Origin of the sequence: Dactylosporangium sp. CA-139066, from assembly GCF_050936175.1 — a bacterium.
GTDB lineage: Bacteria > Actinomycetota > Actinomycetes > Mycobacteriales > Micromonosporaceae > Dactylosporangium.
On record NZ_JBNJNH010000001.1, the window covers coordinates 2,539,670 to 2,559,425 of the forward strand.

The following is a 19,756-nucleotide window of genomic DNA, read 5'->3' on the forward strand; positions in this document are numbered from 1 at the left end:
GGTTGGCGGTGCCGCCTACGGGCGGCGGAACACCGCGATGCGCTCGTCAGGGAGTTCGACTCCGCCGACCTCGGAGCGGAACAGGTGCTCGGTGAACGCGTCGAGGTTGAAGTACCGGTCCGGGATCCCGGCGGCGCCGAACGCACGGGTCCAGCCGTTGCGGTCGCATTCGGTACGGGCGAATATGTGCCGGGTCTGGTGGATGCCGGCGTAGGCGTCGTCGAACGCGGCGGTGACGGTGTCGGGGGCCGGGTCGGTGGTGCTGGCGCCGGCGAGGTCGAGCCAGGTCCCGATCGCCGCGGCCGGCAGGTGATGCTCGGCGGCGAGGTGTTCGACGGTGCACAGGATCGGCAGGTCGAACCGGGCGCGGCGCTCCCCGTACGCGCCGTACCCGTGGACGTCCAGGATGAGCGCGTCGTTGCCCTCCGCGGCGCCGGTCACCGTCGCGACGTGCAGCCAGCTCGCCCGGAGGTCGGCGGTGACGCGGGTCCAGAAGGCGAGGGTCGGATCGGCCGGGGCGGCGACGAGGATGCGCGTGCCGGCGTCGGCCGGGCGGCCGTCCGGCCGGGCCCACGGCGGGTCGCTGTGGGTGCGGTGGTTGCGCTTGTCGCGCAGCTTCGCCAGTTCCAGCAGGGCTGTGCGGGTGAGGTGCGACAGCGCCGCCACCGCCTGGGTCTGGATGTGGCGCTGGTAGTCGGTGAGGTCCGCGGGCGGGGGTGACGACCTCGGCCTGCAGCGTGAGCCATGCGACGGGGGTGTCGTCGTAGGAGACCACGTACCAGATGGTGTCCGGGCCGGGCGGGGTGGCGGGCGACGGGTAGACGCTGGCGTGCAGCTGCAGGGCGGCGTCCTCGGTGAGGGTGCCGGGCAGGACCGGCGTCAGGTACGTGTGGCGCAGGCACCGGCCGGTCAGCCGGCCCGCCCTGACGTCGGCGCAGGCGCGGATCTTCCGCCAGGCCTCGGTCTGCGTGGTGTGGTTCATGGACGGGTCTCCTTCGTCAGGTGCAGGTCGGCGGGGACGTGCTGCGCCAGGTGTTCGGCATCGGGTCGAGGACCGCCCGGTCGTCGACGGTGATGGCCAGGCCCCAGTCGTCACCGTCGGCTTCGGTGTCGCCGCTGGTGACAGCCACCTGCAGGTCGGCCGGCCCGGCTGGGGGCTGGGCGACGCGGATCGTGTATGGCCCGGCGGTGACCGTGGCGGTGACCAGGCCGTACCGGTCCTCGGTCACCTCGGCGGTGACGTCCCACGTCTCGTTGAGCAGGGGCCGGCCGCTGCCGGCGATGAGCTGCCCCACGAGGTTCATGAGGTCGGCGCCGGACGGGTCGGTCGTGCTGTTGAGGTACGCGGTGAGCTCGTCGACGATGGCGGTGTCCGGGTGACGCTCGCCGGTCGGATGCTCAGGTTCGGCGCTGAGATCAGTCATGTGGTCGCTCCATCACGGTCACGGGCGTACGGCTGGTCGGTGGGTGATGCGTCGGCCCGGGGCCGGTCTGGCCGGCCCCGTGCGGCGTGCGCCCGCCACGCGAAACCGGCGGAGCGCCACGAAACGCGTGGAGCCCCGCCGGTCCGGGCGGATGCCGGCGCGAGCGGTGTTCAGCCGGTGGTGGTGAGCTCCGCGTCGACCAGGTCGTCCAGCTCCTGGCCGAGGTCGCCACCGTCATCGCCGCCGTGGCCGTGGCTGTGGTCGTCGGCGGGCTGGTCGAGGTCGATTTCCTCGATGCCGGACGCACCGTCGGTGTCCGACTGCACCGGGCCGTCGGAACCCGCGGCGCTCACGGTCACGTCTGCCACCGCGTCGGCGAGGTCTTCGTCCGTCTCGTCGGACGAGCCGCCGGGCTGCTGTCCGTCCGCGCCGTTCTCGTCTTCTCCGTTGTCGTCCTCGTCGTCCTCGTCGTCGTGGTCGTTGGTGCGGGTGAGGGAGTCCAGGAGCTGCTGCTCGGCGTCGGCGAGGCCGTAGCCGTCCGCGACGAGCTGGGCGTACCAGTCGGCGACGGCGGTACGGTCGAATCCCCAGCCGTCGGCGGCGCGGGTGAGGTTGCGTTCCTGGGCGCAGATCCACCGGGCCACGCAGCTGCGCCGCAGCCGGTCCTCCCCGGCGGTGCGCAGGACGTCGTCGCTGCTGCCGCCGAGGTTCGCGTAGAGGCCGTCGACGTCGGCGTAGCTGATCTGGTGCACGCGGATGAGGTCCTGGCGCAGCGCGGCGAGGAAGAGCCGCTTCGCGCCCTTGGCGGGGCCGTAGGTGGCCAGGATGTGCTGGCGGCGCAGTCCCTTGGCGGCCTCGAGCGCGTCGAGGAACGCGGCCCGGGCCCGTTCGGCCTCGACCTGTGCTGCGATCTCCTCGTCGGACAGCTGCCGGCCGTAGCTGGGTTTGAACTTGGTGTAGCCGTACTTGGCCGGGTCGGTGCAGTAGATGACGGTCTCGGCACCGCTGCCGACCTTCTCCACGAACGCGGCGATGCCGGGCAGCGTCTTGACCGTGTCGGGGTCGAGGCGGTTGCCGGCGGCGTCGACGAGCTGCCGCACGTCGACGGCGGTGCTGGTGTACCCGAACCCGGCCGGCTTGCTGGTGACCGTGACGCCGTCGATGACGAGCTTGGCCTTGGCCAGTTCTTTCGCTTTCGCGGAGGCGATCTTCGACAGTTCGCTGGCCAGGGTGTGCCGGCGGCTCCAGCCCGACTGGACCTTGAGGACCTTGGACAGGGCGGTCGGGTGGTCGCTGAGGGCCTCGATGTCGTCGACCTCGTCCAGGCTGAGCTGGCCGCTGTCGAGGGCCGCGGATACCGCCTTGGGCAGGCTGCGCAGGCGCAGGCTGCGCACGACGGTCTCCTCGGTCACGCCGCGCACGGCGGCGATCTGCTCGGTCGTCCAGTTCAGGAGGGTGAGCTGCTCGAACGCCTCGGCCTCTTCCGAGGCGGTCAGGCCGACGCGGTGGACGTTTTCGGCCAGCTGCGCCAGGATGCGCTTCACCTCGTCGTAGTCCGTGGCGAGGATGCACGGTACGTGGAACTTGCGCACCAGGATCGAGGCGTACTTGCGGCGGTGGCCGATCACGATCTGCCAGGCGCCGTGGCGGCCGGGTGCCGGGACGACCACCAGCGGCTGGAGGATGCCGACCTGCTTGATCGACGCCTTCAGCTGCGCCAGCTGCCGGACACTCGCCGGAAGGTCCTCGAGGTCGCCGTCGACCAGCGTCCGCAGTTCCTCGATGTCGGGGTCATCAGCCAGCGGCTCGGGGGTGAGCCCGAGACTTTCCCGCAGGTTCTTGCGCAGGTTCTTCGGGTCGTCGACGAGCTCGCGGGCGTCGAGGTACGCGGTCACGAGCGGCGGCAGCTCAGCGCCGTCGTCCGCCGGGTCGTCGCCGGTCGGGTCCGTGGTGGTCGCGTCGTCGGTGGTGTCGGGCTGCTCGCCGGGCTCCGGCTCGTTGAGTTCGGTGCCGTCACGCAGGTCGGTGGCGTCGAGGCCGGTGCCGTCGAGATCCGTGGTGGCCGGGTCGGCCGGGGACTGCAGGACTGCTGTACGCATGGTGCTCGTCCTCCACAAGGAGTGAGAAACGGTGCACCGCCATCGGCCGTCGTGCGAGCCGGTGTGCGGTGCTGGCCCGATCCGCCCGGCCGGCCGATCGGCGCCGGCCCGCAAGACCCACCCCTGCGGCCCCTGCGCCGGAGAGGGCGAGCTGTCCGGGTGGGCCTTGCGGGGCAAGCCGCGGCCAGCCAGGATCAAGGGCCAGCAACCGCATCCGGCCGCCCGCGGCCGGCGGCGGACGCGGCACGCCGTCCGTTTTGCTGCTAGCTGTTTCCAACGCGGCACGGCACGCTGGTAGGCGGCCCGGAGGTGTCCGCCGTCGTAGCCGCAGCGGTGACACAGACCGACCTGCGGTCCGGTCATCCCGTACTCGTCCGGGTCCAGACTGCCGGCGCTGAACTCGCCCAGCACACCGCGGGGGTCGTTGTTGCCGTCGTCGCAGCTCCATAGCAGCCACCGGCACGCATCGGCCGCGGTAGCGCACGACCCGGTCCTGGCCACCCCTCTCGCCGGACCAGACCTGGACCGGCCGGCCCGCGGCCGCGACGCCGGTGAACACGGGCCGCTCGACGCGGACCGCCGGCTGCTGCGGTGTCGTGAGCAGGTACTCCGGCTGGCCGCTGCGGAGTGGTTTGGTCAGCCGCGCGATCAGGCGTGGGCTCGTCGGCCCGGATGCGGTGAGCGCGTCGGCGGGCAGCGGCGTGTGGCTGCCCTGGTGCTCGAGGAGCGCCCGTGCCTGCTGCTGTTATGTGTTCTCGCGCGAGGCGAGGCTGTCGGGGACGACGGTGACGAGCCAGCCGCCCGGGCGCAGCAGATGCCAGGCCAGCCGAACATGCTGAAGCCCACAGGTCCGGGCTACTGCCGGGCACCCCCGCGGCAGTCCACGGCGGGCGCATCACGACTGCGTCGAGCACTGTCCGTTCGGAGGCGGTGGCGGCTGTGGCCATGACGACGGGACCGGCCCGCCGGGACAGTCATATTTGGCCTCAGCATGATGAACAGCTTGCCCGCCGAAACTACGCTGCGTAGTCGATCTCGTCGAGTGGGCGGCGCGAACACATGCCGATGAGCGTGCGCAGGTGCCGGGTCAACGTGGAAGCACGAGGACTACGCCTCCGCGAACATTTGCGGGCCTGTCCGTCGACGCGGCATTCTGTGGCGATGCCGATCCGACCTCTGACAACAAACGTTCGATGACCATGGCACGGCAGCAGGTACTCGACGGGTTGGCCCACCGGATCCTCGCGCTGCGACTGGATCACCCGACACGGGTGGGGATCGACGGCCACTCCGCTGCCGGCAAGACGACCCTCGCCGACGAGCTGGCCGCCACCCTGCGGGGGAAGACGGCGCGGCCCGTGCTCCGAGTCACGGTCGACCACTTCAAACGGCATGTTGACCTGCGTACGCAATATCCGCCCGGCTCGCCGGAAAGCTACTACTTCGAGATGTTCGACGTCGACGCCATCCGCGATGAGTTGCTGGTGCCGCTCGGTCCCGGCGGCAACCGCCGCTACCGCACGCAGATCATGGATTTCAGCGGTCGCACGCCGATCGACTCCGGCGTCCAGGAGACCTCGGACGACGCGATCCTCATCGCGGACGGCGGCTTCCTGCAGAAACCGGCCCTGTCCCGGCACTGGGACCTGCGCGTCTACCTCCACATCGAAGTAGCGGATGTGCTGTACCGCGGCACGGTCCGCGACCAGGCGTGGATGGACTCGGCGGAGGCCGCGGCCGAGCGCTACCGCACCTACTACATCCCTGGCGAGGAGCTCTACCTGGCCGAGATCCGCCCCGCCGAACAAGCGGACATCGTCATCGACAATCGAAACTTCGAGGAACCCCGCGTCATACGTGATCTTCCCGACCGAGGTCAGTACTGACCGAGGGCGCACAGCGGCGGGATGCGCGCTACACCGCGCGAGTGCCGCTCGCGCTCCAGAGGAAGACGGTCGTGGCCGCGATCCGGGCGCAAGGTCAGGTGCGCACTTCTGCCGCGATCAGCTCGCTACGGAGCGTCGTGGCGAGTGGGTCACCGGCACGCGCATGATGCCGATGAGCGCGCGTCGGGCGCCTGGGTTTCACCGATCGGGAATTGATCTGTTCACTGGCCGTGCTGCTCCAGCAGCGCGGCGCCCTCAGCCCATGTGATTCGGTACTTCTTGGCTTGGTGTAGTCCCCGAGCCGCGTCAATCGGCCGGCCCTGCATGCCGCGTGCTGCGATGCTGGGATCAGCGCCTCGACTCAGCAGGTGCTGCAGGACGCGGAAGCAGGTGGCCTGCTGTTCGGGCGACCATGGCGTGGTACCGGTGGCCGCCGCGTACCAAAGCGCGGTGCGTCCGGTGCTGTCGACCGCGTTGAGTGGGCAGCCGGCCTCGAGAAGTCTGTCGATGATCTCCACTCGAGCATCGCCATGGCCGACTCGACCATGGGCCACTTCATGCAGCGGCGTGCCCTGGAATGTCGTGAGGGCCCCGGCGTCCGCGCCTGCGGCCAGCAGCGCCTCGACGACGTCGGAAGCCCCCATCCCGGCGGCGATGTGCAACGGCGTGTACATCCGGTAGTTACGAGCGTCCACGACCGCGCCCTCGGCTATCAACCGAGCGGCCTTCTGCGCATCGCCAGCCTGGGCGGCAACGTGCAGCGGGCCCTCTCGCAGCGCGTCCATGCCTGAACATTAGCTTGATCGACACTCGCCAGATCCACCGTCGGGCGGTCGTCGGCAGTACCGGCCGCAGTGCGCGGGTTCGCACATCTGCCGCAGTCAGATGGCGTATTCCTCCGGATCACGAGGTCGATCGCCGTCAGTAATCGCCGGTGATGCTGAGCTCAATTTCGAGGATACGGCCGTCGTGGGTGCCGACCCAGGCCCGGTTCGGATCGGCTACCCGCAGCGACAGCGGGACGATGGCATGGCCGTTGAGACGCAGGTGTTGGCGGTGTAAGAGCGCCCCGTCGTCGGCATGGAGGATCAGCAGCTCGCCGAGGTTGGTGGTGGCGACGATCCGGGCACCGTCGGCGTCGAGCGCCGTGATCTGGTTGTCGAGGTGGTACTCCCAGCGCAGACGTCCGGTGGGGTAGTCGCGGCGAACGATCAGCGCGTTGCCCGGCAGCAGGCCGGCGCCGTCGTGGATTGCCGTGGCGTGAATGATGGCCGCCCCTTGTGCGTCGCGGAGGAACACGCCGGGGCCGCCGAAGAGGTGTCTGTTGCGGTCCGGGTCCCATTCCAGCGGAAACAGCCGCCGGATCGTGAAGCCGGGCTCTTCACCCGCCGGCTCGATCGTGGCCACCCACTTGTTCCGCGAGGGCCGGGATGTCTCACCCAGCAGGATCAGCAGATCCGGGGCGTCGCGGATCGGGAAGTGATGGTTGAACAGGTCGTACCCGGACGTAGTGAGCCGGCCGCGCGCCGCCCCGGTCGGGTCGAGCACGGTGATGGGATGCGCTGCGCGTGGGTCGTGGCCGGCGTCGCGTAGAGCCATCGTGCCGTCGGTCCGGGTGATCAGCACTGCGGGGTGGTCCACCGTCGCGGCGGTGCGGGCGGTGCCGTCAACCACAGACACACAGTGGACGAGACTCGCTGCCGTCGGGTCGTACCGCATCGGCAGGGTGTTGGTTAGCGCCTGCTGGCCGGTGGTGCTCAGGGCGATCTGGCAGCCGCGGCCCTCGGCGGCCGGCACCGACCAGGCCGGTGCGGCGGCGTCGGGTGGCCAGCATTCCAGGGTGGTGCCCTCCAGCCCGGCCAGGATCCGCCCGTCAGGCAGTACCTCAATCGCCCACACCGACCGGCGGGGTGTCCACCGGGCCGAACGGCGGGCGCAGATCGCCTGGAGGGCGGCGGTCGCCAGCACCGGATCTGGTGGGGCACATCGGGGCACCCGGGTGGCGCCGTCGAGGCTCCGGCGCGACCAGGAGATCATCTTCGGTCGGGCCGTACCCCAGTCGTCGCGGACCAGCGTGGCATGGATCGAGCGGGGTGGCGCCCCGTCCTTGCCGGCATCCGCCTCGTCGGTCAACGGGGCGAACACCACATCCAGGGTGCTGGCGTCCGACCAGGTCAGGGCTTCCACCATGAGTGTCCACTCCAGCACCGAGACCCGGCTGCCGGTGCGCAGGTCAAGGATCAGCAGTTGCCCCTCATAGCAGTACCCGCCGTCGTACGACCCAGTGCCCACCGCCAGGATCGGCAGGCTGGGATGGAACGCGAACGCGTTGACCGGCCACCGCGAGGTGAACAGGTGAACACACCGCATATCGTCGGCGCGGTACACCCCGACCGGCTCCCAACCGACACCCCGGGTCGAGCGGGACTCCACACTTGCCCCCTGCCACAGCGGGCGGCCCAGAATGCCGCCCACGGCGATCAGGTCTCCGGCCGGAGACTCCACCACGATCCTGGGCAGGCCGATCTCCCGGAAGCATCCATCGGCGAGCACCCGGCGCACGACGACGCGGCCCTTACTCGCCGGGTCCAGACCCATCGCTACGGGGGGCTGGTCGTCATTCATGGCAGTGTCCTCGGGTATCGATGGTTGGGGGTCCGGCGCTGGTCGGTGCCGGTCGCGGCGGCCGGCATGCGGTCGGTGGCGCCGGCTCCGGCCGCCTCAGGCAGGAGTACCGAAGCCAGCCAGGTTCGAGGATCTGCAGTTCCAGGCTGGGAAACGGCTCACCCCACCGTTGGCGATAGCCGGCGACGCCGATGTCGTCGAGGACTCTTCGGGCCGCCGCAACGATCGCTGTCACCAGGTCCGCCAGCTTCAGCCGGGTGTCGAACCGACGCTCACCGTCGTCGGGGATCCCTTCCCAACGGGGAAACCACAGCACCGCCACGGACACCACATCCTCCTGGTCCGGCTCGCGGCGTAGGCGCCACCGGTACTCTCCCGGCTCTTCACACCACTCGACGTACCCCTCCCGGTAGCCGTCGACCAAGCTGACAAGGGCACGCAGCAGGTCGACCAGCGCCCGGGTGATGTAGGAGGCATCCAGGATCGCGTCCTGGTCGCCGTGGCGGAGGGCGGCCTGGGCCCAGCCATGTCCCCAGACCTCAGAGTCGAACTCGAACATCGTCGTCACAGCGAACACCCCGGACATGGGCGGACCGGGTCAATCAGCATCGGCCGTACCACCACGGCATTCCCGGTGGGGTGTACGGGCCAGGAACGGTACGGCGCAGCACCAGATCATCCATTGGACCGACCAGCCGCCGCAGGTCACGGGCAGCACACGCAGACACGCCGGCCAGGGCGGCCTGCAGGACATCACGCTGCTCGGGCGCCTGAGCACAGCACGGACAGCCGGTACCGTCGAGTGCATCGATGAGCCGCTGCAGCGGCCCCTGGGCCAGGTGCGACCAGACCGACAGCGCTCTAGCGACCGAACCGACGCTCAGGTGCGGATGGGCGATCTCCCACCGGAGGATCGCTGCCCCCCGTCGCGGCACCGACACCCGCAATCACGGTCCGACAAGGCGCCAAGCGGGTGCGGTCCTGGCGGCAGGGTAGTTGAGCGCGAAGGGCGCCGGGCCGGCTACGCGGCATGGCCCTTTCGGGTCGACATCATGATCTCAGTATGCCAGCAGCCACGTGCCGAACGCGAGCAGCCGCGTACAGCACGGCAGTGCCGCACCCGGTCCGGTCCGGTCCGCCGTCGCTGTGGTCCCAGAGGCTGACCTTCGTCAACGTGCGGCCTCGTGGCCGGCCGTGGCCTCGAGTGGTCTACATTTCCGGGCCGTCGCCGCGGCCAAGATATGTAGTTGCTCAAGGTAGTACCGCTCCTCCCCGTCGGCGAACACCGTCAGTGCCGCGGCGACGTTCGTGACGCAGGACGTGAGAATCCGTAACCTTGCGGCGTCGAGCTGGCCACCATTGGCCAACCATGCGCTGACGCATCCTGCCGTGTCGGCGTCGAGCAGGACCACATCGATGCCGCCGACCTCTGCGCCCCGCAGCCGAGTTGGGAACCTGCGATGGCAGTAGGCCCGCCACATCTCGGCGATGTCGAGGTCGGGCGCGTCAACCGACACAACCTAACGACCGCCCCGCCAAGCGATTCGTACAGGCACCCACAGCACCTGGGGCAGGGCCCAAATCCCGGGAAGAGACGACATATATCGACAAGATCACGTTCACGCTGCCGCATCGCGTGCAGGGTCGGTCATGCCGAGGGTGCGGCGCGATGTGCATCGGTATTGTCTCGGTGTGTCGATGTTGGAGGATCTGCGTCGTCGTGGCGAACTATCGGGGCATTCCCTGGCTCAGGTCCGCGCCGGCCGGGACCGGTTCGGCCCGGTCGCTGCGATCCTGTTCTCCTCGAACGGCTTCATTAGCGTCCGCCAGCGCACCGACGCCACCTGCGTGGTGACAGTCTGGGCGAGCGACAACCTCGTGGCCTGGGGACACACGCCCAGCCTGGACGACGTCGTCACCACGATGCAGGGCTGGCAGGACGGCCTGGCCGTACCAGAACTTTGCGATGCGGCACCGTATCTTCAGGCACCCACCCCAGCCGCCGCCGTCGAGGCGCAGTGGAGCTTGCTCACCGAACACGGCGAAACGTATCTCCGCCCGATCATCGCGGCGGTCGCGTTACACCCGACGCTGCGGGCTCTGCGGCCATGGATCAGCCACGGCACCCTGCACCTGCTCCATCCAGACCATGTCCCCGGCCACGATCACCGCGGCATCGTCCTCCACCCATGCGGCAACAGCAACCACCAGGTACACGTCTACGGCGGCCGGACCGGACCCGCCGAAGACCCCGCCAGCGCGGCGACGAGGGCAGCCACCGCGGCTGCCGCTTGGTAGCCGCTCACCTGGGATCGCTTTGAAAGGCGCGCCAACCCGCCGCATTGATCAGGTGCGCGGACATGCCGCGGGTGTTGCGCAGTGGCAGGACACCGCTGGTAACAGCGAGTGAGAGGCTCGGCTGGGCTGAGGCTTCCTGTTCTGCCGGTAGACGTGCGAGTTGGCAGTTCTTTGGCCGGGCTGTTTCGCCGGGCGTCTCGGGAGTCGGTCGGCTACAGCCAGATCTGCTCCCAGTGGCGGTCGCCCCAACCGTCCTGGTTCACGAGGTAACCGCGGAAGATCTCAGCGACTTCCTCAGGCGTGTCGACTTCGCATCGGAAGTGAAGATCCGGGCTGCCCTCGCGCCGTTCGACCCAGCACACTCCGGCCGGGATCTCGAATCGACCCCCGACTGCCGCCTGCAGGTAGTTCTCGCCGCCCATGTCGACGATCAGATAATCGAGCCCGTTACCGAGCCGGTGGACCTGCGACTCAACATCAAGGGCCGACGGCTGCGCGATCGGGCGGCCGTGCGATCGCTTCAGTATTAGCCTCGGTACACCCAACCGTGGCTTTGTCGGTCACTTCGAGCGCCGGATGTCGCTGACGTCCAGCGCCACTCTGATCGCGGCCAAGTTTGTGTCGCTCAGTTTCAGCGCCACCCGGGTTGGCCGACGCTGAGCAAGCGGTGCTCTCCGGGTCTGCGATGGCTGAGGATCTCGGGTCTCATGGCAGCTACATTGGCGATGCACCTCAGTGGATCAAGGCGCGCGTTGGTGGGGAGAAGCTGTTGAGCTTGCATTACGAGTGGATGCTCTCGCTGCGTCTGCGGCCCGAAGTGCCCGAATCGTTCCTGGAGGAGCTCCGCTTCCACCTTGGTCTAGCCGAGCAGCTGCCGAAAGATCCTGAGCTGGAGATTGACTGGCCTTGCCTGGTCACGGAGCCGGACGACGTTCTGCCGGGCGGCGGCATCCAGTCGTTGATTGCCCAGCGGCCGTACTCGAACCAGCCGAGCTCGTTCGGGTTGTTCGTGCGGACTTTCGTTCTCGACGATGCCATGTATGAGCTGATGTCGGTGGTGCCGGCCTGGTTGGCGCGGTGGTCGCTGACGCAAGGGTGGATCGGCCAGGCGCGTGAGGAACTGTCGCTGCACCCCTGGCTGAACTTCTACGTGCAGGATGGCCATGCATATGCCGCCGATCCTGGCGGCAGCGTCGAGCCGCTGGATGACACCGCGCCGCCTTTCACGCTCCGCCAAACCTTTGACGGCGTATAGCTCATCAGTGTTCTGACCTCGGATTCGTCAACGAGCTGGTCGAAGCCGCCGACGACAAGATCCTCGTCAAGACCATCGCCCGCTACGGCCGCGTCGACCTGCTCTGCATCGACCTATGCCGAGATCGGGACTATGCCGAATCGGTGGTCCTCGATCGTGTGAAAGCGGTGTCGTGATGTCGGCATAGTTACCGCGGCGGGCACGGCCCTGATCAGGGGAAGCACGCGCTTCCCGTGAGAGGGGTGATGAGGATGGGAAGTCCACGCCGGAAGGCCGGCGCGCTGGCGGCGCAGGTCAATGGCTATCGGGACTGGTTGGCGCAGCGTGGCTATACGCCGCTGACGGTCAGGAACATGCTCAAGGATCTGGGCCAGGTCGGGCAGTGGCTGGACCGGAGACAGCTCGAGGTCGCCGAGTTCAGCGAGGCCCGAGTGCAAGAGTTTCTGCTGGACTGTCGACGGGCTGGTCGGCGCAGGTTGGCTGGAGCTCGGGGTTGGCTGCCGTTGCTGACGTTCCTGCGCGAGGTCGGCGTGGTGCCCGAGGCGCGGCCCGCGGCGACTCCGCTGGATCCGTTGCTGGGCCGCTATCGCAGCTGGATGCACCGCGAACGCGGCCTGTCGGCGTCCACGATGCTGCGATACGAGAACACAGCCCGGCGGTTCCTGACTGGGCACGCGATGACCGGTGGCCGGTTTACGCCGGAGCAGCTGACCGGAGCGGACCTGAACGTGTTTCTGCTGCAGGAGTGTGGGCGGGTTTCGTCGGGCTCCGCGAAGGGCCGGGTGGCCGAGCTCCGGTCGCTGATGCGGTTCCTGCACCTCAGTGGTGTCACTGCGATGAGGCTGGGGACGGCGGTGCCTCCGGTCGGTGGGTGGCGGTTGGCGTCGGTGCCGTCCACGGTGGCGCCGGCCGACGTTCAGCTGCTGCTGGACCGGTGTCCGCGCGGCAGTGCGGTCGGGATCCGCGACTACGCGATCCTGATGCTGGTGGCGCGGCTGGGGCTGCGGTCGATCGAGGTGGCCGGGCTGCGGCTCGACGATGTCGATTGGCGCTGCGGTGAGATCGTCGTGCGGGGCAAGGGCCGGCGCGAGGACCGGCTCCCGCTGCCGGCCGAGGTCGGTGAGGCCGTCGTCGCCTACCTTGCTGACGCCCGGCCCCGGCTGGGTGACCGGCACCTGTTCCTGACCTGCCGAGCGCCGCTCGCGCCGATCCGCGCGGACCTGGTCGGCGATGTGGTGGAGCGCGCCTGCGTCCGGGCCGGGCTCGACCGGGTGGGACCGCACCGGTTGCGGCATGCCCTGGCGGCGCAGATGTTGCGGCAGGGGGCCGGGCTGACCGCGATCGGTCAGGTGCTGCGGCATCAGGATCTGGCCACGACCGCGCTCTATGCGAAGGTCGACTTCGCTGCGCTGCGCCAAGTCGCCCAGCCATGGCCCGGGATCGCGGCATGAACGGGCTGCGCGGGCATCTTGCGGACTATCTGCGGCTTCGTCGCGCGCTGGGACACCGGATGGCGGAGGCGGCCTGGCTGCTGCCGGACTTCGTCGCGTTCATGGATGAGCACGGCCAGTCCACGGTGACGGTCCAGGCCGCGCTGGCCTGGGTCCGATCCCGGGAAGGCGACGTGGTGACAACGGTCAGCCCGCGACGGATCACCGCGGTCCGCGGCTTCGCCCGCTACCTGAGCGGCATCGACGCCGGCACCGAGATCCCGCCGATGCGCCTGGTGCCCTACCGGCAACGATGGCGGCAGCCGTTCCTCTACTCCGACACCGACATTGCGGCACTGCTCGCCGCGACCGACACGATCGAGCAGCCGCTGCGGGCGGCGACCTACCGCACCCTGCTCGGCCTGCTGGCCGCGGCCGGGCTGCGCGTCGGTGAGGCGATCGGCCTGGACGGCGACGACGTCGACTGGACAGAGGGCGTGCTGCTCATCCGCGAATCGAAGTTCGGCAAGTCCCGGCTCGTCCCGCTGCACGACACCGTCATGCAGGCGCTGCGCGACTACGACGCGTTGCGCCGGCACACGACACCGCACCCCAAGGACCCCGCGTTCTTCATCTCTTTGACCCGCCGACGGTTGCTCTATGCCGTCGTCCACCCCACGTTCCGGCAACTGATCACCGCCGCCGGGATCGGCGCCGGCGCTGCCCACCCGCCCCGGCTGCACGACCTGCGACACACCTTCGCCATCCGCACACTGCTGCACTGGTATCGCACCGGCGACAATGTCCAGGCCAAGATCCCGTCGCTGTCGACCTATCTGGGACACCGGGAACCAGCCCACACCTACTGGTATCTGTCCGCGGCCCCCGAACTGCTCGCACTGGCCGCGGCCCGCCGGGAGGCATCGGGAAGGCGGCCCGCGCATGACCCTGATCACGGCAACACTGCAAGCCTTCTTCACCGACCGGCTGGCCCGGCAGCGCCAAGCCAGCCCACGCACCATCGCCGCCTACCGCGACGCACTGCGGCTGCTGCTCACCTTCGTCCAGCAGCGCACCGGCACCACCCCAGCCGCCCTGGACTGGAACGACCTGAACGCCGACACCGTGTCCGCGTTCCTCAACCACCTCGAGGACGAGCGCGGCAACAGCGCCCGAACCCGCAACGTCCGGCTGACCGCGATCCGGTCGCTGTTCTCCTACGCCGCGCTGCAACACCCCGAACACGCCCTGCTCATCCAGCGGGTCCTGGACATCCCACCCAAACGGTTCGACAAGCGGACCATCACCTTCCTCACCGACACCGAAGTCGACGCCCTGCTCGCCGCGCCCGACCCGAAACGCTGGGAAGGACGACGTGACAAGGCAATGATCGCCCTGGCCGTCCAAACCGGTCTGCGCGTCTCCGAACTCACCAGCCTCAACTGCGCCGACATCAGCCTCGGCGCTGGCGCAGCCGTCCGCTGCGAAGGCAAGGGACGCAAACACCGCACCGTCCCGCTCGGCAGCCCCGTCCAAGCCCTGCTGCAATCGTGGATGCGCGAACGCGCCGGACGCCCCGCCGACCCGCTGTTCCCCACCCGCACCGGGCGACGCCTCAGCCGCGACGCCGTCGCGCAACGCCTCAACACTCACACCAAAGCGGCCGTCAACCGCTGCCCGTCGCTGCGCGACAAGGACATCCATCCGCACGTCCTGCGCCACAGCTGCGCGATGTCGCTGCTGCAGGCCGGCGTCGACACCACCGTCATCGCCCTCTGGCTCGGCCACGCCAGCGTCCGCTCCACCGACGCCTACGTCCACGCCGACATGTCCACCAAGGAGAAAGCCCTGGCCCTGACCACACCCATCACTACACAGCCCGGACGCTATCGACCCACCGACAAGACCCTCGCGTTCCTCGACAGCCTGTGAGCGAACCCGGGACTATGCCGACAGCAACCGTCGCACCACGCGTCCGACCAACCGATTGCGATCGGTCATCGGCATAGTCCCGGTCTCGGCATAGATCGACTTATGCCGTACTCGACATAAATCGACGAACTGGGCTACATGTAACTCGACAAACGCGGCGCCGAACTCCTCTTCCAGGTGTTGACCGAGCGCGAGGAGAAGGCGTCCGTCGCGATCGCCTCCAACGAGTCGTTCTCCGGCTGGACCAAGACCTTCACCGATCCGCGGCTCTGCGCCGCGATCGTCGATCGCATCACCTTCGGCGGCAACATCATCGAGACTGGCACCGACTCCTACCGCCTTGCCCAGACCCGAGCCCGCGCCGAAGAGACGACTCGCATGCCATCCTGAATCGGCCGGCTCATGGACACTGACGAACCCTACGACGACCTGCTGCCGCTCCTACTCGGGATCTGCGAAGACTTCTTCGCCGGCGCTGGTCCCGCTGTCCACCACGAGGTTGACGCCCTCCCGCAAGCCAGGCACATCACCGGCGGACCCGGCTGGCTGATCGACATGCTCGCACTCACCCGCCAACGTCTGGAAACCCCGGCCGGATCCGGCGGATCAAGCGCCTGGCAGGCGTCTGATTCTTACGAGGTTGGCGCTCGAACTCACCGACATCGATCATGGTCGGCTGATCGAGCTGGCTCTGAAACTCGCTTACAAACGGCTCCGGTTCTCGCGGACAGAATCACAACCGGAAGCCGGCCAACGGCACCCGGTACCGATCGGGCATACCCTCCAGCGGCATGCCCTCGCTGACGAACCCGCACAACGCCGCCAGCGCCTCACCGAGATCCAGAGGATGAAACGGCAACGGATAGGGCTCATCGTCATCGTCGTCATCCCCGACCGGATGCTGACCAGCCCAGTACGCCTGCTCGAACGGCAGCCGGTCACCGCGATCCTCAACGATGCCGTCACCAGGGCTCAGACATAGCGCTCGTTCGAGCGTTCCGTTTGCGCCCCAGGCCGCGAAGCCGAGAAAGTCCGAGACGCTATGCATCGAGTGCAGGATCACGCGTCGGCCCGCCCTCTCGGCCAGCCAACCTGGCCGTAGATCACCAGGCCGGATCTCGCCCAGCTCGCCCGCGCAGATGACTGTGAGACCCCGGAACACTCCGGCGTACAGCATGCCGTCCGGCGGGTTGACGTTCCAACCCAGGTTGCCGTCCTCGACCGCAACCACATCGAACCCTGGCAGCAGCCGCGCCACCAGCGCCTCGGTCGCCGCACGATCCAGCTCGACCGCGTCGTGCAGTGCCAGAGCCACATCGCCTTCGGCATATATCAGCAGCGCTGTCTTGGCACCCATGCCCGGACACGCTACGGGAACGGCGCCGTACCCGGTGTCTCCGTCGGCCCGACGGGCAGCTCGAAATGGGCTGCCCTCGGCAGATCACCTCCGTATGCCACGTTTACAGCGGTCTTCGCGCCGCGAGGTGGGGCATGCCAAGGTCTGGTGCGTGCTCATGCCCGCCCGTCAGTGCGTGTAGGAGGCATCGGTGCGGTCTGTCGTGGCACGATTCCGAGGCGTGACAGACGCAGATCGCGAGCTGGCCGATCTTCGCGCCAGGCTTACGGTCACGCTCCGCTTGGCCCACAGACAACCCGGGCCAGAGGGCCTCACGATCCTCAGCATGCGGCCTGATCGAGATTCGATCGATGATCGAGGTCCGACGCTTGCGGCGGCTGGTCGATCAAGCGAGTTCAGCGAGATCGCCGGCCGCTTGACCTCCGTTCATAGCCGCTGGGCGCGCTTGGGCTGCTGTCGTGTTGATCTGCGGTCGACTACCGTGCGCTGGTGGGCTTCTGGGGAACGTTCGTACTGGCCCGGTCGGCGACGCTGCTGGCGAATGTCGAGGCGGTACGCGGCTTCGGGTATCAGCACGAGCACCTGTATGAGCTCGGCGATGGATGGCAGCTCCTCGAGACCCGTGCGCCGCTGTCGTTGGGGCTGCCTCAGGCGAGCGAGCGGTTCGTCGCGGCGACCGCGACCTCCGTGCTCGCCATGCGGGTGTTCAACAGCGATTGCCTGCGCGCTCATGCGCGAACAGCGGATGGCTGGAGCACCTCGTTCCACGTTCCCGGCCCCGCCGACGAGTGTCCGCACCGACACGCCGAGCCCGAAGCGCCGCGGGCGGCCGGCGCCGTTGCCGCCGATCTCGCCCGCTGGGCAGGTGCCGGCGGTCTGACACCTTCGGCTGAGCGGCTGGAGGCACTCGTCGACCAGACCGCACACCGCCGTTGGTCTGCCGAGGGCGCCGACACGGCGCCATTCGCGATGCTCTCCGCGCTGGGGCTGGGCAAAGCCGATCAGCCGTACCCGGCAACCATCGATCTTGACGAGCCGGTGTACTGCGCGATCATCGGATGGCACGGACTGGCCCGCAAGGCGCTCAACAACGCCGCCTTGCGCGTCGACGGACTCCGAGACGGCGAACGTGTCAGTCCGCAAGAGCCGTGGGAGGCGGCCGCGCTGGAGCTCGAGGCTGAACTCTGGGCAGCACGGTTCCGCGCCGAGGCCGACACGGCCGCGCTACGGCAGCGTGCCGAACAGCTGTGCGCCCAGTACGAGGCCATGGGACACCGGCGGCCGCCGCCCTGGCGCGGAGTCTGACACCACCACCGGCCCTACAGCAGTCGACCGACATGGGATACAAGACCCCTGCTCGCCACGCCCAGCTCGCCAAGATCCGGCTTCCGCACATGCCGCAAGGTGCTCGTCGCGACAGTGGTTCATGGCGTGTCGCTCGCGTTCATGGTGACGTTGCGTCGGTGCGGGCACCGCTGCTGACAATGGCCAGCCGCGAGCAGTTCGGCGCGGAGATCTTCTGGGATGCTCGGATGGTGGACCATGTCGTGCAGGAAGCCGTTGGACTGTGCGGCCGCAGGCACTTGCCTTCCGTGGGCACGCCAGCGCAGCGCGATCTCGGGAAGCGTAAGGGCGTACGAGGCGCACCACCGGACGGCCTCGTCCTGGTCCCGGGCGAGTCGTTCCAGCGCATCGCGGGGCGTGTGGAAGTTGCGAGCCACCCAGACGCGGACCGGGCGGACATCGTCGTCGGCAAGGGCACAAAGCCGATCCAGGGAGGTCGCCGGGTTCCGCGCCTCGAGGACGCGCGCGTAGCCGAGCATGCGCTCAGCCCGCGTTCTGATCTGCCGCCGCATCACGAAATCATCCCGCCAAAAGATCACAACGCGACTTCCGGTCATGCCGCCGTTGGTGTGCCGCGGCTCGAGCTTGTAACCGACGGTGACCAGTCTGTCAGAGCCGAGCGTCTCGTGATCTCTACGGTCGACCACCCTCAAGCACTTCCAGGTCAGCCATACACCGTGCGGATCGTCGCCCTCCGCCGACTCGCTGCCGAATCCGTGGGCGGCCGAGCCGATCACCCCGGCTGGGTGAGGCCTGCGATCAGGACACGCTCATACCGCCGCGCTTCCGCGGACATCCTGGCTCAAAGGCGATCGTTCGCGAGTGGCGCCGACCCGCCAGGCCCCTCGATCGGCCACAGCAGCCCGCACCGGACCAGGTGGGCGCGCAGCTCGGCCTCCTGGACGGGCGTCAGCGGCGCACGCGGCAGGTCGAACATCGTCGGCCCGTCGGGCCAGAACAGGAACGCCTCAGGCCGTTCCTCTACGCGACGGACGGCGCCCCACGTCCAGCGCATCGACGTGAGATCCGTGCTCGACTCGAGGGCGTCCTCGGTGATCAGCCACCTTCGGGGCGCACGCCAGGCGGCCGGGACACTGACGGCGTCGACGTACCGGTGACGGGCCGCCAACGCCAGCAGTATCGCCACGACGATCGCCACGATGCCGACGGCGGTGACCCGCATGTCGCCGCTGCGGAACACCACGAAGATGCCGCAGCTGACGAGGACTCCGGAGAGCAGCAGCGTCGAACGGACCGCACGCAGCGCACCGAGGCGCAGGTGCATCCGGAAGTACTCCGAGCTTCGGCCGTACGTGAACTCGATCCGCACGCCGCGATCGTAGGCCTGGAGGCGACCGCCGCAACTCTAGGATGATGTGCACACACATGCCGCCGATCGAGCGTTGCGGCTCGTAGGTGACCGTCACGCTCTGTGGGATCCATGGCGGGCCCTGACCTTAGGGCTGGTGCGCGCTCGGGCCGAGGTATTTGCGCGGTGGTGCTTCAGGTATCGGGCCAGACCGGTACGAGGCGGCCGCGGGTCTCGTAGAACAGATGCTGTCGAAGGTGCGGGTTTGCGGTCAGCGCGCTTCGCACCTTGGCCAAGTCGCCGGCACCGGTAGGAAGCGGCTGTGTGGCGAGCAGGCTGCGAAGGTCGGAGAACGGCCACATCATTCCCAGCAAGCGTCGAAGCTCGACCAGGACCTGAAGGCCGTCCTGCGGGACTCGATCGACGTAGATGTCGGCAATGACTGGCAGGTCCTCGCGACGAGGCATGTCGAGGACGGGACAGCCGGACAGCCGCATGCCCGCGGCGACGCGTGCAGACTCGTCGTCGTCGCAGATCAGCTTGGCTGTGGAATTGATCTGGTTGAACGGCAGGTAGGTGCCGTTGCCGCCGTCCAGCAGCACCCATCCGGGCTCGGTCTTCCAGAACTCGCCGGCGCCGCCCTGGTGGACTACCGCCTCCGTCACACCGTCATCCTGGCAGACGCTGTCCACAAAGCCAGCGGTATCAGGCTCGGGCAGGCCGCGCGGTCTGTCGTCACTGACCGTAAGTAGCTCTCGGCAAGGTTGGGCTTCCGATCGTAGCCGATGAGCGCTCGG

18 protein-coding genes and 3 pseudogenes are annotated in these 19,756 nt (G+C 68.7%); 9 read left to right on the forward strand and 12 right to left on the reverse strand.

Features of this window, described 5'->3' with window-relative positions:
- Nucleotides 1–15: 15 nt before the first annotated feature.
- The 3 genes from ACQEVU_RS11660 to ACQEVU_RS11670 form a co-directional block, all read right to left on the reverse strand.
- Nucleotides 16–666, reverse strand: coding sequence for a hypothetical protein (locus tag ACQEVU_RS11660; RefSeq protein ID WP_433322745.1), 651 nt, complete (start codon nt 664–666; stop codon nt 16–18).
- A 332-nt stretch (nt 667–998) separates the two neighbouring features.
- Nucleotides 999–1,424, reverse strand: coding sequence for a hypothetical protein (locus tag ACQEVU_RS11665; protein WP_433322746.1), 426 nt, complete (start codon nt 1,422–1,424; stop codon nt 999–1,001).
- 170 nt (nt 1,425–1,594) lie between these two features.
- Nucleotides 1,595–3,523 (reverse strand): ParB/RepB/Spo0J family partition protein, encoded by a 1,929-nt coding sequence (locus tag ACQEVU_RS11670; protein WP_433322747.1) that lies wholly within the window; start codon nt 3,521–3,523, stop codon nt 1,595–1,597.
- Between the two features lie 1,079 nt (nt 3,524–4,602).
- Here ACQEVU_RS11670 and ACQEVU_RS11675 point away from each other — a divergent pair.
- The gene (locus tag ACQEVU_RS11675) at nt 4,603–5,409 is read left to right on the forward strand and encodes a hypothetical protein (RefSeq protein ID WP_433322748.1); all 807 of its coding nucleotides are present in this window, start codon (nt 4,603–4,605) and stop codon (nt 5,407–5,409) included.
- Between the two features lie 221 nt (nt 5,410–5,630).
- On the opposite strand, the gene ACQEVU_RS11680 is transcribed toward ACQEVU_RS11675, so the two are convergent.
- The 4 genes from ACQEVU_RS11680 to ACQEVU_RS11695 all read right to left on the reverse strand — a co-directional run bounded on the left by ACQEVU_RS11680 (nt 5,631) and on the right by ACQEVU_RS11695 (nt 9,551).
- Nucleotides 5,631–6,194 carry an ankyrin repeat domain-containing protein gene (locus ACQEVU_RS11680; RefSeq protein WP_433322749.1) on the reverse strand — a complete coding sequence of 188 codons (564 nt, stop codon included), beginning with the start codon at nt 6,192–6,194 and terminating at the stop codon, nt 5,631–5,633.
- 136 nt (nt 6,195–6,330) lie between these two features.
- Entirely contained in the window at nt 6,331–7,971 is a 1,641-nt protein-coding gene (locus ACQEVU_RS11685; RefSeq protein ID WP_433322750.1) for a hypothetical protein, read from the reverse strand.
- Nucleotides 7,972–8,026: 55 nt separating this feature from the next.
- The gene (locus ACQEVU_RS11690; protein WP_433322751.1) at nt 8,027–8,602 is read right to left on the reverse strand and encodes a hypothetical protein; all 576 of its coding nucleotides are present in this window, start codon (nt 8,600–8,602) and stop codon (nt 8,027–8,029) included.
- Between the two features lie 601 nt (nt 8,603–9,203).
- Nucleotides 9,204–9,551 (reverse strand): hypothetical protein, encoded by a 348-nt coding sequence (locus ACQEVU_RS11695; protein ID WP_433322752.1) that lies wholly within the window; start codon nt 9,549–9,551, stop codon nt 9,204–9,206.
- A 181-nt stretch (nt 9,552–9,732) separates the two neighbouring features.
- On the opposite strand from ACQEVU_RS11695, the gene ACQEVU_RS11700 reads away from it, so the two are divergent.
- Complete coding sequence (locus tag ACQEVU_RS11700) at nt 9,733–10,332, forward strand: DUF6193 family natural product biosynthesis protein (protein WP_433334892.1); 600 nt, start codon at nt 9,733–9,735, stop codon at nt 10,330–10,332.
- Nucleotides 10,333–10,544: 212 nt separating this feature from the next.
- Here the strand turns inward: ACQEVU_RS11700 and ACQEVU_RS11705 are convergent, their stop codons facing one another.
- Nucleotides 10,545–10,877, reverse strand: coding sequence for a hypothetical protein (locus tag ACQEVU_RS11705; RefSeq protein WP_433322753.1), 333 nt, complete (start codon nt 10,875–10,877; stop codon nt 10,545–10,547).
- Between the two features lie 140 nt (nt 10,878–11,017).
- On the opposite strand from ACQEVU_RS11705, the gene ACQEVU_RS11710 reads away from it, so the two are divergent.
- The 6 genes and pseudogenes from ACQEVU_RS11710 to ACQEVU_RS11735 all read left to right on the forward strand — a co-directional run.
- Nucleotides 11,018–11,587, forward strand: coding sequence for a hypothetical protein (locus ACQEVU_RS11710; protein ID WP_433322754.1), 570 nt, complete (start codon nt 11,018–11,020; stop codon nt 11,585–11,587).
- Nucleotides 11,588–11,613: 26 nt separating this feature from the next.
- Nucleotides 11,614–11,700 (forward strand): annotated as a pseudogene (locus ACQEVU_RS11715) (IS21-like element helper ATPase IstB); the annotation flags it as partial.
- A gap of 138 nt (nt 11,701–11,838) precedes the next feature.
- The gene (locus ACQEVU_RS11720) at nt 11,839–13,038 is read left to right on the forward strand and encodes a tyrosine-type recombinase/integrase (protein WP_433322755.1); all 1,200 of its coding nucleotides are present in this window, start codon (nt 11,839–11,841) and stop codon (nt 13,036–13,038) included.
- A gap of 266 nt (nt 13,039–13,304) precedes the next feature.
- Nucleotides 13,305–13,841, forward strand: a pseudogene (locus tag ACQEVU_RS11725) (tyrosine-type recombinase/integrase); the annotation flags it as partial.
- A gap of 118 nt (nt 13,842–13,959) precedes the next feature.
- The gene (locus ACQEVU_RS11730; RefSeq protein ID WP_433322756.1) at nt 13,960–14,949 is read left to right on the forward strand and encodes a tyrosine-type recombinase/integrase; all 990 of its coding nucleotides are present in this window, start codon (nt 13,960–13,962) and stop codon (nt 14,947–14,949) included.
- 120 nt (nt 14,950–15,069) lie between these two features.
- Nucleotides 15,070–15,339 (forward strand): annotated as a pseudogene (locus tag ACQEVU_RS11735) (ATP-binding protein); the annotation flags it as partial.
- A gap of 343 nt (nt 15,340–15,682) precedes the next feature.
- Here ACQEVU_RS11735 and ACQEVU_RS11740 read toward each other — a convergent pair.
- Nucleotides 15,683–16,306 carry a DUF6928 family protein gene (locus tag ACQEVU_RS11740; protein WP_433322757.1) on the reverse strand — a complete coding sequence of 208 codons (624 nt, stop codon included), beginning with the start codon at nt 16,304–16,306 and terminating at the stop codon, nt 15,683–15,685.
- Between the two features lie 489 nt (nt 16,307–16,795).
- Between ACQEVU_RS11740 and ACQEVU_RS11745 the strand changes: the two genes are divergently transcribed.
- Complete coding sequence (locus tag ACQEVU_RS11745) at nt 16,796–17,611, forward strand: hypothetical protein (protein WP_433322758.1); 816 nt, start codon at nt 16,796–16,798, stop codon at nt 17,609–17,611.
- A gap of 119 nt (nt 17,612–17,730) precedes the next feature.
- Here ACQEVU_RS11745 and ACQEVU_RS11750 read toward each other — a convergent pair whose 3' ends face one another.
- The 3 genes from ACQEVU_RS11750 to ACQEVU_RS11760 form a co-directional block, all read right to left on the reverse strand.
- Nucleotides 17,731–18,387 carry a hypothetical protein gene (locus tag ACQEVU_RS11750; RefSeq protein ID WP_433322759.1) on the reverse strand — a complete coding sequence of 219 codons (657 nt, stop codon included), beginning with the start codon at nt 18,385–18,387 and terminating at the stop codon, nt 17,731–17,733.
- A gap of 65 nt (nt 18,388–18,452) precedes the next feature.
- On the reverse strand, nt 18,453–18,980 hold the full coding sequence (locus ACQEVU_RS11755; RefSeq protein WP_433322760.1) for a YcxB family protein: 528 nt from the start codon (nt 18,978–18,980) through the stop codon (nt 18,453–18,455).
- A 173-nt stretch (nt 18,981–19,153) separates the two neighbouring features.
- Nucleotides 19,154–19,624 carry a hypothetical protein gene (locus ACQEVU_RS11760; RefSeq protein WP_433322761.1) on the reverse strand — a complete coding sequence of 157 codons (471 nt, stop codon included), beginning with the start codon at nt 19,622–19,624 and terminating at the stop codon, nt 19,154–19,156.
- Nucleotides 19,625–19,756: the final 132 nt, after the last annotated feature.